At 76.4% G+C, this 13964-nt stretch carries 5 protein-coding genes; 1 reads left to right on the top strand and 4 read right to left on the bottom strand.

Annotation, left to right across the window (positions count from 1 at the left end; all coding sequences use genetic code 11):
* Positions 1–99: 99 nt before the first annotated feature.
* From AWW66_RS35710 to AWW66_RS27940, 4 genes are all read right to left on the bottom strand, one after another.
* A complete protein-coding gene (locus AWW66_RS35710; RefSeq protein ID WP_067372411.1) occupies positions 100–3822 on the bottom strand; it encodes a vWA domain-containing protein in 3723 nt (1240 codons plus the stop codon).
* Positions 3819–5009, bottom strand: coding sequence for an ATP-binding protein (locus tag AWW66_RS27930; protein ID WP_211272133.1), 1191 nt, complete (start codon positions 5007–5009; stop codon positions 3819–3821). The genes AWW66_RS35710 and AWW66_RS27930 overlap by 4 nt, the downstream gene beginning before the upstream one ends.
* A gap of 124 nt (positions 5010–5133) precedes the next feature.
* The gene (locus AWW66_RS27935; protein ID WP_067372414.1) at positions 5134–10167 is read right to left on the bottom strand and encodes a hypothetical protein; all 5034 of its coding nucleotides are present in this window, start codon (positions 10165–10167) and stop codon (positions 5134–5136) included.
* Positions 10164–11021 carry a DUF4132 domain-containing protein gene (locus tag AWW66_RS27940; RefSeq protein WP_067372422.1) on the bottom strand — a complete coding sequence of 286 codons (858 nt, stop codon included), beginning with the start codon at positions 11019–11021 and terminating at the stop codon, positions 10164–10166. The genes AWW66_RS27935 and AWW66_RS27940 overlap by 4 nt, the downstream gene beginning before the upstream one ends.
* 344 nt (positions 11022–11365) lie before the next feature.
* Between AWW66_RS27940 and AWW66_RS27945 the strand changes: the two genes are divergently transcribed.
* On the top strand, positions 11366–13918 hold the full coding sequence (locus AWW66_RS27945; RefSeq protein WP_067372417.1) for a glycosyl hydrolase family 18 protein: 2553 nt from the start codon (positions 11366–11368) through the stop codon (positions 13916–13918).
* Positions 13919–13964 lie beyond the last annotated feature (46 nt).

Raw genomic sequence — 13964 nt, forward strand, 5'->3', positions numbered from 1 at the left:
GGTGCAGCCGGGGTGGCAGGGCCGCCACCGCCTCGGCGGCGACCTGCGGCGACACCGGCGGCAACCGGTCGGCGTCCACGACGAGGGGAGGGTGCTGCGTCAACGTGATCCTCCGCGGATGCGGTCGCCCACCCAGCGGGCGAGTTCCAGGGGGCTGAGCGCGGCGACCGGCATCCCGGCCGCGACGAGCTGCCCGGCGACGGGCACCGAGTAGCAGGGCACGCCCTTGTCGTTCAGCGCGGCGCAGCCGAGCAGGTGCACGCCGGAGGCGGCCAGGGTGCGGACCTCGCCGAGCAGCCCGGCCAGCGGGTAGCCCTCCTCGAAGTCGCTGACCACCGCGACGATGGTGCGACTCGGCACGGTCACCAGCGAGCGGGCGTGGGCCAGCCCGGCGGCGATGTGCGTACCGCCGCCGACGCGGACCTCCAGCAGCAGCGACAGCGGGTCGTCGACCCGGTCGGTCAGGTCGACCACCTCGGTGGAGAAGGCGACGAAGTGGGTGGACAGGGTGGGCACCCCGGCCAGCACGGCGGCGGTCAACGCCGACCACACCACCGACGCCTCCATCGAGCCGGACACGTCGACCACCAGCACCAGCCGCCAGTCGGCCGTCTGCCGGGCCCGGGTGTCGAAGACCGGGCGCTGCGGCACCACCACCGTCCGGCCGTCGCCGAGCCGCCGGGTGTGCGCCAGGTTCGCCCGCAGGGTACGGGCGAGGTTGATCCGGCCACCGGGGCGGCGCGACGGACGCGGGTTGGCCAGCCCGGTCACCGCCGGGCGCAGCTGGGTGGCCAACTGCCGGGTCAGCTCCTCGACCAGCCGCCGGACCAGGGGACGCAGGGCGGCCACCTGCCCCTCGGGCAGCCCACCGGCCAGCGCCAGCACCGAGGTGAGCAGCTCCATCGAGGGGCGTACCGCGGCCGGGTCGAGTTCGGCGAGCACGTCGGTACGGCCGCTCTCGGCCGCGCGGGCGATGACCTCCTCGCGGACCGTCGTACCGAACAGCGCCTCCAGTTCGGCCGCCCACTCCCGCGCGGTCGGGAAGGACGCCTCCTGGCCGCCACCGGCGGCCTGGCCGAGATCGGTGGCGCCCTCGCCCTGCCCCGCCCCGTACAGCTCGTCGAGGGCGCGGGCGTAGCGGCGGGCGTCGGCCGGCAACCGGTCGGGTTGACGGCCGAGCAGCAGCCGCCACCGGTCCGTGGCGGCGAGCTGATTGGCCGCCGGTCCCGGCGCCGCCGGGGCGGTGCCGGTCGGGGCGGTGGCCTGACCGGTCGGCGTGTCCGGGATCGGCAGGTCCCGGGCGAGCAGGGCGGCCCGGCCCGCCGCGTCGGCGGCGGCCCAGCGGGCCAGCAGCTCGGGCGGGGCGACCAGGGTCAGGTCGAGCCGGTCGCCGAGCCGGTCGGCGACGGTGTCCAGGATCCGCTCCCGGGCCGCCGGGGTGAGCACGTCGAAACCGCCGCGCAACGCCGGCAGCCGGTCCAGGAACTCGGCGTCGGTGAGCCGTTCGATCCGGTCCAGCAGCGGGTCCAGCGCGGCCGGGGCGGACTGGAGCAGCGGGTGCGCGGCGGTGAGCAGCCCACCGAGCAGCCGGTGCAGGTGCCGGCGGCTCTCCGGCCCGGTCGCGGCGTCGACCCAGCCGGCCACCCGGGCGCCCAGGGTCGGCGGGTCGGTCAGGTCGAGCAGCACCCGGGCGGCCAGGGCGGCGCCCTGGATCAGCGACGAGCCGGTCCGGGCCAGGTGGTCGAGGGCCTCGTCCAGGCGCAGGCCGATCCGCTCCTCACCGGCGCGCACCGCGAGGTCGACCAGGGCGGCGGCGTCGGCGGGGGCGTCGCTGCCGGCCAGGCCGGGCAGCCCCCGGACCGCCGCGTCCAGCAGCACGACGGCCAGCTCGGCCGCCCGGCCCCGACTCTCGGCGGTGGTGCCGGGCAGGTGTTCCCGGCGCAGCGCCTCCAGCAGGTCCAGCGCGGCCAGCAGCTCGGGCAGCGTGCCGGTGCCCGGCAGCACCGAGGCGGCCAGGTCGAGCCGGTCGGCGACCAAATCGGGCAGGTCGCACCGGGCCGCGTCGCGCAGCCCGGTGAGCAGGTGGGCGGCGGTGGGGCCGCCGTCGGCGGCCTGCCGACGGAACCGCTCCCGCAGGGTGCCGGCCGCCGCCGACGCGGCGGTCACCCCACGGACGCCGACCAGGTCCAGCCGGGCCGCCACGGACGGGGTCCAGGCCACCTGCCAGCGGGTGGTCAGGGCGGCACCGTCGCCGGTGCCGGCGACCGCGATCGCCTCGCCGTACCCGACACCGCAGACCTGCAGGCGCTGCAGCAGGGTCTCCCGGCGGCCGTCCAGCTCGGTGCGCAGCGGGTCCAGCCGGACCTCGCGGGGCTTGGGGCTGTCCGGGTTCGGCAACCGAAGCGCGGTGAGGTCCGCCTCGACCGCCGGGCCGAGCCCGGAACGCGGGGTGCCGGGGGCGGTCCGGCCCCGTTCGGTACCGACCAGGACGGTCTCCAGCGCCGTGGCCAGCGCGCGGCCCCGGCCGAGCAGTTCGCCCTGGCCGAGCACGGTGGTCACCGCCTCCAGCACCTCGCCCCGACCGGGGGCGGGCAGGTCCCGTAGCCGGGCCAGGTCGTCGGCCAGCCGTACCGTCTCGGCGGCCTCCCCGGTGCCGGCGGTGTGACCGGCCGCGCGCAGCTCGCGGCACAGGTCGGTGACCGCCCGGGCGGCGGCGGCCCGGATCCGTTCCGGGTCACCGGCGGCGGTGAGGACGAGCTGCTGCCAGCGCGGGTCGCGGATTCCCGCCGGGTAGCCGGACCGGGAGTCGAGCAGGTCGAACGCGTACGGCACCAGGGAGGTGGTGGCGGCGCCGGCACCCGGATCGGACCGGGTCGACGCGGACCGGGGCGCACCGGCCGGCGCGGCGACGGTCCGCGTCGCCCCGGCCCCGGCGGTCGACCCGACCACGGCCCCGGCGGTCGGCGCGGCACCGGGCCCGACGGTCGACGGGGCGCTGGTCGACGCCGGGATGACCGCCTCGGTGGCGGTGGGCACCAGCGCCGGGGCGTGGAAGGCGCCGACGACGGCGGCGACCCGCCGGCCGTCGGCGCCGGCCTCGGCCAGCACCCGGCGCATGTGCCGTTCCCGGGCCAGGTCCTGGGCGGGCACCCCGTCGCCGCCCGCGCTGTCGGTCCGCATCGCCCAGCCGACACCGAGGGCGGCCCGGCGCACCGCCTCGGGTGGGCAGCCCGGGGCCCGCACCTCGACCACCCGGTCCCACAGGTCGTCGCCGTCGCGGCCGGTGCCGCTGGCGCGCAGGGCGGTGGCGTAGGACCGGTGCGGCCCGGTGGCCGGCGCACCGGCCCCCCGGTCGGGCCCGCTCGCCGGGTCGACGCCCAGCTCGGAATCGGCACCCGGGTCGGTGCCCGGGTCGGCGCCCGGGTCGGTGGTCCAGCCGGGGTCGGTCAACGGCAGGTCGCAGCAGACCACCTCGACGCCGCGCTGCCGGGCCCAGCGGATCGCGGCCAGCTCCGGTGAGAAGTCGGCGAACGGGTAGAAGCCCATCGGCCCGTCCGCGCCGTGGCTGCCGACCAGGGCCAGCGGGGCCCGGGCGGCCGGGTCGGACAGGTACGGCAGCCAGTGCTGGAAGTCGGCCGGCAGCTCGACGCAGACCACCTCGGCCCCGGCGGCGTCCAGCAGTGCCGGGACCACCGCCGCCAGGGCCGGGCTGTGATGCCGTACCCCGATCAGGTACGGCCGGACCGACGCGGCGAGCGCGTCCACCGACGCGCGCGGGTCGGCCGCCGGCGCACCGGTCGACGCAGCGGAGAAGGTCGTCACCGCAGGCTCTCCCGCAGGTCCCAGAGCCGACGCCACATCGCCGAGCCGTCCTCGGCGCGACGGCGCACCGGCCCGTCCCAGTAGCCGAGCAGGCGGGCGTGGTCGTTCTGGTCGTCCTTGCGCACCACGCCGAGCAGGTGACCGGGCACCAGGTCGAGGGGGTCCCCGCCGGGCAGGTACGCGGCGGCCAGGCCGAGCGACACCGCCACCTGCACCGCCTCGGCGGTGGACATCACCGTGCCGGGGCGTTCCACGTCCCAGCCCTCGCCGGAGCGCCCGGAGCGCAGGTCGCGGAAGACCGTGACCAGGGCGTCCAGCACCGCGTCGTCCACCGTGTACGCCGTGCCGGCGCGCTGCACGGCGGCGGTGGCCTGCCGGCGGACCAGGTCGGTCTCGGTGTCGGCGTCCGCGATCGGGTGGATGGTCTCGAAGTTGAACCGGCGCTTGAGGGCCGAGGACATCTCCGACACGCCCCGGTCCCGCAGGTTGGCGGTGGCGATGACGGTGAAGCCGGGCACCGCGCGGATCAGGCCGTCGTCGCTGCCGGCCAGCTCCGGCACGTTCATCCGCCGGTCGGACAGGATGGACACCAGCGCGTCCTGCACCTCGGGCAGGCAGCGGGTGACCTCCTCGATCCGGACCACCCGGCCGGTCCGCATCGCGGTCAGCACCGGCGAGTCGACCAGCGCCTGCGGCGTCGGCCCCTGCGCGAGCAGCAGCGCGTAGTTCCAGCCGTACCGGAAGGCGTCCTCGGTGGTGCCGGCGGTGCCCTGCACGGTCAGCGCGCTGGTGCCGCTGACCGCGGCGGCGAGCAGCTCGGACAGCATCGACTTGGCCGTACCCGGCTCGCCGACCAGCAGCAGGCCCCGCTCGCCGGCCAGGGTGACCACGCACCGTTCGACCAGGCTCCGCTCACCGACGAACTTCGGCGCGATGGTCATGCTGGCCGGCAGCCCCATGCCGGCCGGGCCGGCGCGCCGGTCGGCGGGCAGCGGCAACGCCTCGCCGTCGCTGCCCTGGATGAAGGTGACCACCGCGCGCGGGGTCAGCGCCCAGCCCGGGGGCCGGGCCCCGTCGTCGTACGCGGCCAGGAAGGCCAGCTCCTCGGCGTGGCGCTGCTCGGCGGAGAGGACCTGGGCGGCATCCTCCGCCGCTTCGGTGGAATGGACGTGCTCGATCACGGACACGGATCTTCCTCGATCTCTCTGGTGCGGTTGGGGGTGTTCGGAAGGGGGGTGTTCGGCACCGGGGCGCCCGGTCCGTGCCGCGCCGACCCGACGGGTCGGCGCGGCACCACGGCCCCGGTCGACGTCAGCGGCGGGCGCCCCGGGTGGGCAGGGTGTCGAGCCGGGGCACGTCGCCGTCGCGCAGGCGCCCCCAGGCCCGCCGGTACAGCTCGGCGGTCGGTTCGAGCGGCACGGTCACGCCGAGGCTGGCCGTGCCGTCGGGGGCCAGGTCGAACAGGGCGACCTTCCAGCCCTCGATCGGCGCCTGCCCGCCGCCGCGTTGCAGCCACGGGCCGGGCAGGAACAGCGACCGGCCGGCCCGGGGCCGGCTGGCCGCGAGGACCAGGCCGGTGCCGGCCAGTTCGGCGCGGGCCGCCTTCAGCCGGGCCGGCTTCCAGCCGGTCCAGGTCGCCGTCCGGCGGTCCGTGGGGTCCGGCATGGCCAGCAGCATCAGGTACACCGCCGCCGCGTCGGCGCCCAGGCCGTGCTCCCCGGCGACCTCGGCGACCAGGTCGGGTACCGACCGGGTCGGGTCCTGCGGCCACCAGGTCCCGTCCGCCGCGCCCGTGCCGCCGGCCGGCTGCCCCGGATCGTCGAGCAGCGCCGCGAAGCGCGGGTCGCGGACCAGCCGCAGCGCCACCTCCATCGGGTACGGCCGGGCCGCGTCCGCCCGCAGCGCCGGCAGGTACGGGTCGGTGCCGTCGGCGTCGAGCAGGGCCGGCCGCAGGGCGGGCGACGGCTGGTCGTCGTAGGTGGCCAGCACGATCGCGCCGTACCGTTCCCAGCCCGGCCCGGTCTCGGACGGACTGCCGGCCACCTGACGGAACGCGGACAGGCCGACGTACCGGTCGAGGTCGAGCAGCAGGCCGGGGTTGGCCAGTCGGTCCCGGAGCACGCCCAGGACGGCCGGCAGCGCGGCCCGGCACGGGTCGCCGGCCGGCGTGTGGTGGGCGATCCAGGCGGTCAGGGCGACCGTGCCGTGCAGCACCGCGCCGGTGAAGCCGGTCGCCTCGCCGTCGGCCTGCCGGGCCCGGTCGCCCCGGATGGTGAAGGCCAGGTCGGTGCTCAGCTCGGCCGAGCGGGCCGGGTCGAGCAGCGCCGGCAAGGCCTTCGCGGGGCCCCAGCCAGTGCGGACCGCCTTCACCGCCTCGGCGAGCAGCTGCTCGGGCACCGCCGTGCGACGGCCCAGGGCGGCGGTCCAGACGGCCGCGGCGGCGGCCACGTCCGGGCCGTCGGTCCACAGTCGGGCCGGGTCCTGCGGCACCAGCGCCGACAGCACCGCCCGCCGGAGCTGCCCGGTGGCCTCCCGCAGCACCCCGAGGGCCAGCTTCACCTCGGCGGCCTGCCTGATCCCGAGCGCCTTGCGCAGCTCGGTGGGCACGGCGGTGGCCGAGTCCACGTACGGCAGGCCGGCCAGCACCAGCTTCGCGGCGGTGAGGGGGATCCCGGTCAGGTCGGCGAAGCGCTCGGCGGCCTCCGGCCGCCACGGCAGCGGGCCGTGCGCGGCCCACTGCGTGTGCAGCTCGGCCAGCCAGCCCGCCGGCCGGACGTCGCCGACCGGCTCGACGGCGCGCACCTCGTACGGCTCGGGTACGGCGAACTCGCCGGCCGGGTCGTGGTACAGGGCGTCGAAGGTGTAGCCGGTGGCCGTACCGCTGGCGGAGAGCACGGCCAGGAAGGCGCCGTCGGGCAGCGGCAGGATGCCCGGTCGCGGGCGCCGGCGCGAGCCGTCCGGGCCGGTCAGGTCGTCGTCGAGCAGGTGCAGGGTGAACCGGCGCCACCGGGCCGGTTCGGTCGCCGTGCTCAGGTCGAGCTGGTCCAGCTCGGTGAGCAGGGCACGCAGCGTCTCCCGGTGCTCGTCCGGGGTGACCGCCACGACGGCCCGGTAGGCGACGGCCGCGACCCCGCCGAGCAGGGGCCACCAGTCCATGGCGCGCGGCAGCGGCGGCCCGTCGATGTGCAGCGGTCCGGCGGCGTCGGCGTCGGACGCGGCGGACCGGTGCGCGGCGAACGCCTGGAACTGGGTGAAGACGTGGGCCGGCCCACGCGACCCGTGGGCCCAGCCGCGCAGCCCGTCCAGGGCCTGACCGAGCTGCTCGTCGGTGGGGCCGGCGGCGGTCACCGGCGGGGCCGTGGCCGCGGCCGACAGCGACCGGGTGAGCCGCTCGGTCACCGCGTCCAGGTCGGTGCGCACCCGGGCGGCCAGCCGCAGCACCCCGGCCACGCCGGCCAGCACCGCGTCGTGGCCGAGGGCCGGCACCGTCGCGCGGACCAACTCGACGAGCTGGTCCGGGCGGTCCTGGTCGGCGGCGGCGGTGCCGGACGCACCGGTCACGGCCGTCGCGGCGACAGCCGCCGTGGTGCCGGTCGCCCGGGACCGGGGCGCCGTCGGGTGGGCGGCCCGCGCGGCCTCCTCCGCCAGGGCGGCGCGGCGCTCGTCGAGGGCGGCCTGGAACAGGTCGGCGGCGGTGTCCCGGTCCACCCCGCGCAGGGCGGCGGAGCCGGCCGGGTCGCGGGGCAGCAGGTTGCCGAGGAACTCCGGCGCCGGCAGCGGGATCGCGGCGGACGTGCCGGCCCGGCCGGACGACGCCGCGCCGACGGCCGACACCACGCCGTCCGGGTCGACCAGGACGAAGTTGGCCAGGACGGCGCGCGGCCGGTCGTCGCCGGGCAGCACCAGCGCCGCGACCGGTTCCCGGCCCGGGGCCACGGTGACCGTCCGACCGGCCAGGTCCTCACCGCGTACCGAGCCGTCGGGCAGGGTGGACACCCGCCAGCCGAGCAGACCGTCCACCGCGACGGCGGCCGGGGTGGCCCGGTCGGACAGGGCCGGCCGCAGCCAGCTCGCCGACTCCGTGAGCCGGCTCCCGGCGGTCGGGAGGTCGGCCAGGAACCGGGGCAGGCTGCGCCGGCCGTGGCTGTTCGTGGCCGGGTCGTACTCGCGCCACCCGTGCGTGCCGTCGTCGCCGGGGCGGTAGACCCAGTGGCCGGTGCCGTCGGTGATCACCGGCACCTCCTCCGGCACGGCGGTGTCACCGGCGTGCAGCACCCCGTCGCCGGTGGTCCGCCCGCCGGTGGCCAGCGGCAGGGTGATCCCGTTGCGGCGCGGCCGGCTCCCGTGGCGGACGCCGCGGACGGGGTGCAGCTCGCCGGGCGCGCGGTGCCAGTAGCCGCGCAGGTCGTAGTCGAGCTCCTTGGAGCGCCAGTAGACCAGCAGCTGGTCGTCGACGTAGTGGTAGCCGGGCTGACCCCACATGTCGTCGGCCGGGATGCGCAGGTCGTGGCGGAGCACGATGCCGTCGGCGTCGAGCACCCGCACCGTCGTCGGCCCGGCCACGATCAGGTACGGCCAGGCTTCCTGACAGGTCGGGACGACCTCGTGGTCGCCGCCGGTCACCTCCTGCCAGGCCAGTTCCCAGGCCGGCCAGCCCAGCTCGTCGAACAGCCCGCCGCGCAGGCTGCGCGCGACACGCTCGGCGAGGTCGACGTGCAGGGCCGGCCCGAGGTCGCCGGCCGGGCCGGCGTCACCGGGCCGGGCGGGGGCGTCGACGACCAGGCACAGCGCCTCGACCGGGAGGGCGCCCAGCCACTGCACCGACCCCGGCAGGTGCGGCAGGCCGGCGGCGAACCGGTCGCGGACCCGGTCCCGCAGCCAGTCGGTCAGCAGCGGCCGGACACCCGCCGTGGCGGCCAGCCGGCGCAGGGCGGACTGCTGCCCGTCGAGCTGGTCGAGACCCCGGCGCAGGGCCGCGGCGAACCGGTCGTCGCCGGCCAGCGCCAGCAGGTCCCGCTCCCCCTCGACCCGGACCCACTGCGCCAGGTCGAGGGTGTCCCGCTCCCCGGGTACGGCCACCGGCAGGCCGAGGGTGAGCAGCAGGTCGAGCAGGTCCAGGTCACCGTCGGCGGCGAGCGCCTCGCCGCTGTCGGCCAGTTCGGTGCGCAGCCGGTCGGTCATCCGCTCGACCAGCGGGTACAGCTGCGGCACCCGGACCCGGTGGTGGCCGCCGGGGCTGGACCGGCTCACGAAGCGGCGCAGCCAGCCGACGGCGCCGTCGGCCGGCCGGGCCGCCGCCGGCGCGTCCGGGTCGGTGAGGCCGGCGAGCGCGCCGGTGTCGGTCAGCAGGGCGAGCCAGGTGACCAGGGTGTCCCGGTCGGTGGGCATCAGGTCGAGCAGGCTGCCCCGGACCGCCGGGTCGGCGGCGGCCAGGGCGGTCACCGCCGGCAGGTGCGCCTGCCACCAGCCGGCCGGCGCCTCGGCGGCCACCGGCAGCCGGAGCAGCGCGGTCAGGTAGCTCGCCACCCGGTCGGCGACCCCGGCGGCACCGGACCGGCCCGGGTCCCTGGTGGCGGCCCGCAGCAGCCTGTTCACGGCGGTGGCCGACGGGGTGGAGGGGACCACGCCGGTGGTGGCGGCCCGCAGCGCCAGCCGGCAGAACCGGTCCAGCGCCTCGTCGGCCGGCAACTGGGCGGACAGTTCCTTGGCGTACCCGGCCAGGGCGGTCGCGGAGACCACCGAGGCCGAGGCGAACTCCACGTAGACCTCGTCCAGCCGGTCCAGGTCGACCGGCAGGCCGTGCTGCGCCTCGGCCCGACGGGCCTTGGTGAACAGCTGCGTCGCGTAGGCGTCCTGGCCGGCGGCCAGGAACACCCGCGCCGCCTGCTCGAAGAAGGTCGGCAGGAAGTGCGGCAGCGTACGGGCGAAGCGGTCGGCGAGGCTCTGGTACCCGTCCAGGGCGGCCTTGGGCCGCGACCGTGCCTGCTTGGCGAGCTTCTGCAGCTCCGGCACCACCGCCAGGGCGTGCCGGCCGTCCGCCGGGTGCTGGACCAGCACCCACTCGGGGAAGGCCAGCGGGCGGCGCGGTCCCCACCCGACGACGGCCGGCTCGGCGGCCGGGGTCAGGCCGAGGAACCCCACGGCGATGTCCTCGCCCTCGCCGAGGGCGGCGTCGACCAGCCGGACCACCTGCCGGTCACCGAGGGCCGGGTGCCGGTAGGCCCGCGCGGTGAGGGGCACGGCCCGGTCACCGGCTCCGGCGGTGTCGGCCGGCAGCACCGCGCCGGCGGCCAGCAGGCTCTCGGCGTGCTCCCCGCCCGGGACGGTCGTCGTCACCACGGTCATGCCCTCGCCTCCGTCCCGGTGACGGCCCCGGACAGGACCGTCGCCATCCGCATCCCCTCCGACCAGGCCACCGGCCCGACGTCGGTCAACCGCAGCGTCGGTCCCGCCACGACCGACCAGGACAGGGCGCCCAGGGTCGCCTCGGAGTCCCAGTAGTCCTCGTCGAAGCGCAGCGCCGCCTCGACCGGGTGGCCGGCCTCCCAGACCCGGCAGGTGACCTGCGAGCCGGCGACCCGGAAACCCAGGGCCGCGGCGCGGGCGGCCAGCCGGGCGGGTACCGAGGTGCCCTGGAAGTCGGTGAGCGTGGTGTCCCGGTCCTTCAGGTCGGCGGGCCGGCCCCAGGTGCCCCGGTGCAGTTGCTCGACCCGCTGGCTGACGTCGAGCTCGTCGGCGAACCCGGCCAGCTCGGCCAGGTCCGGCAGGCGCACCGGGTGCGGCAGCGTGGCGCTGGCCCGCGAGAGCCGGACGGTCTCCCCGTCGAGGTTGACCACCCGCAGGTCACCGGCGGCGGTGACGTCCCGCAGGAAGCCGGTCTCGGTGGGGTCGTCGCCGAGCACCACGAGGTCGCGCAGCGTGTCCTGCCAGGCCGGGTCCGGCCAGACCCGGGCCAACAGCCCGGTCGGCACGGGCAGCGAGGAGACCACCCAGGAGTCGACCCGGGCCAGGCACTGCGCGGCGTGCCGGTCCAGCCACTGGGCGAGCTGGCGCAGCCGTTCCACCTCGGGATCGTCGCGCAGCGCCGTCGGCAGGGTCTTCAGTGGACGGCCGGTGGCCCGGGGGCCGGTGGACCGGGCCGCCACCTTTCCGTCCACGAGGGAGATCTCGTACGAGTCACCCACCGGTAGCCAGCCCATCAGGCTCACCCTCCGTAGCAGGACATTCACCAGAGTTCACAAGAAATCGGCCATGATCGGCAACGCACGGCACGCTAACAGGAGCGACCGACAGAATCTCAGCGGCGGGTGGCGGACAGCCCGCCACCTGCCCGGCAGCCCCGACCGACGCCCCGGACTTTCCCGCGCGGGCGACCGCGACGAGGAACGGCAGGGACGTCGTCGCCGACGGCGACCCGGGCGCGCCGGGCCGACACCCCCGCCGGCACCGCTCCCACCGAAGCCAGCCTTGCGCCCGTCCACCTCGGCCGGTATACATACACCACCGTAAATAGTAAACATTGTTAAGAGTTGGGGGTGGACCGATGCGGAAACGAACAGGTGGCCTGCTCGCCGCCGGCCTCGCGGGCCTGCTGGCCACGGCGATGGCGGTCGTCGTGGCCCCGATGGCGCACTCCGCCGTCGTCGACGGCGAGGCCTGCCGGCCGGACGGGCTGTACCGGACCCCGGGCGTGGCGGTGCCGTACTGCACCGTCTACGACACCGACGGGCGGGAGAAGATGGCCAACGGCCACTCGCGCCGCGTCATCGGCTACTTCACGAGCTGGCGGACCGGCCGCAACGGCGCGCCCGCCTACCTCGCCTCGCAGATCCCGTGGAACAAGATCACCCATATCAACTACGCGTTCGCCCACGTCGACGCCAACAACCGCATCTCCGTCGGCGACCCGGCCGCGCCAAACAACCCGGCGACCAGCATGACCTGGCCGGGCGTCCCCGGCGCCACGATGGACCCGACGCTGCCGTACACCGGGCACTTCAACCTGCTCAACACGTTCAAGAAGCAGCACCCGAACGTCCGTACCCTGGTCAGCGTCGGCGGGTGGGCCGAGACCGGCGGGTACATCGACGCCGCCGGCCAGCGGGTCGACGCCGGCGGCTTCTACCGGATGACCACCACCGGCAGCAACACGGTCAACACCGCCGGCATCACCACCTTCGCCGACTCCGTGGTGACGTTCCTGCGCACGTACGGCTTCGACGGCGTGGACATCGACTACGAGTACCCGACCTCGAACAACAAGGCCGGCAACCCGCTCGACTTCGCCCAGGCCGACGCCAAGCGCGCCGGGCTCAACGCCTCCTACCAGGTGCTGATGAAGACGCTGCGGGAGAAGCTCGACCGGGCCTCGGCCGCCGACGGGAAGCACTACCTGCTCACCGTCGCCGCCCCCGCCTCCGGCTGGCTGCTGCGCGGCATGGAGTCCCACCAGGCGGTGCAGTACCTCGACTACGTCAACATCATGTCCTACGACCTGCACGGCTCCTGGAACCACTTCGTCGGGCCCAACGCCGCCCTGTACGACAACGGCGACGACGCCGAACTGGCCGCCGGCGGGGTGTACGGCGCCTACAGCGGCATCGGCTACCTGAACACCGACTGGGCGTACCACTACTTCCGGGGGGCGCTGCCCGCCGGCCGGATCAACATCGGCGTGCCCTACTACACCCGGGGCTGGCAGAACGTCACCGGCGGCACCAACGGGCTCTGGGGCCGCGCCGCGCTGCTCGACCAGACGAAGTGCCCACCCGGCACCGGCGCCTCCATCGGCTCCACCACCCCCTGCGGCAACGGCGCGGTCGGCATCGACAACCTCTGGCACGACCTGGACGCCGGCGGCCGGGAGGTGCCCTCCGGGGTCAACCCGATGTGGCACGCCAAGAACCTGGAGCGCGGGGTCAGCCCCGACTACCTGTCCGCGTACGGGCTGACGCCCGGCACCGACCCGGCCGACCGGCTCACCGGCAGCTACTCCCGGCACTACTCCCCCGCTCTGGTCGCGCCGTGGCTGTGGAACGCGCAGAAGAGCGTCTTCCTGTCCACCGAGGACGAGCAGTCCCTCGGCGCGAAGGCGGACTACGTGGTGGACAAGGGCATCGGCGGCGTGATGATCTGGGAACTGGCCGGCGACTACGCCTTCGACCAGGCCAAGGGCCAGTACGGCGTGGGCGACACGCTGACCAGCCTGCTGCACGGCAAGTTCACCGCCGCCCCCGCTTACGGCGCGCGGCGGGCCACCACCACCCTGCCCACCCAGACGATCGACGTCACCGCCAGCATGGGCGGGTTCGCCCTGGGCGACAACAACTACCCGATCAACCCCGAACTGCGCCTGACCAACAACTCCGGCAGCCCGATCCCGGCCGGGGCGACGCTGGAGTTCGACTACCCGACCAGCACGCCGACCCTCACCCAGCAGTCCGGCTGGGCGCTGACCACGGTCACCACCGGCCACACCGGCAGCAACGTCGGCGGCCTCAAGGGCGACTACCACCGGGTACGCCTCACCGTCCCGACCGCCATCGCCCCCGGGTCGTACGCCGAGGTGACCCTCAACTACCAGTTGCCGATCTCCGGGCCGGCCAACTTCGCCCTCACCTTCGGCGGCCAGACGTACGCCCTCGCCAGTGACCTCGCCCGGGGCGGGGAGGTGGTGACGCCGACGCCGAGCCCGAGCGGGTCGACGCCGCCGGGCGGCACCTGCGCGGCACCGGCCTGGTCGGCCGGCACCGCCTACTCCGGCGGGGCCCGCGTCTCGTACGCCGGGCGCACCTGGAGCGCGAAGTGGTGGACCCAGGGCGAGACCCCGGGCAGCGCGGCGGTCTGGGCGGACGAGGGCCCCTGCGCCGGCTCCCCGCCGCCGACCACGAACCCCACCGGCTCACCGACGCCGACCCCGACCCCGACCCCGACCTCGGGGGCGTGCACGGCACCCGCGTGGTCGGCCGGCACCGCGTACACCGGCGGGGCGGTGGTCTCGCACAACGGTCGCCGGTGGACGGCGAAGTGGTGGACCCAGGGTGACGTGCCCGGGTCGAACAGCCAGCAGGTCTGGGCCGACAACGGCCCCTGCTGACCGGTGGTGGGGCGGGTCGCACGCGGCGGCCCGCCCCACCGCGCGG

This window comes from Micromonospora rosaria (genome assembly GCF_001567585.1).
Classification (GTDB): domain Bacteria; phylum Actinomycetota; class Actinomycetes; order Mycobacteriales; family Micromonosporaceae; genus Micromonospora; species Micromonospora rosaria.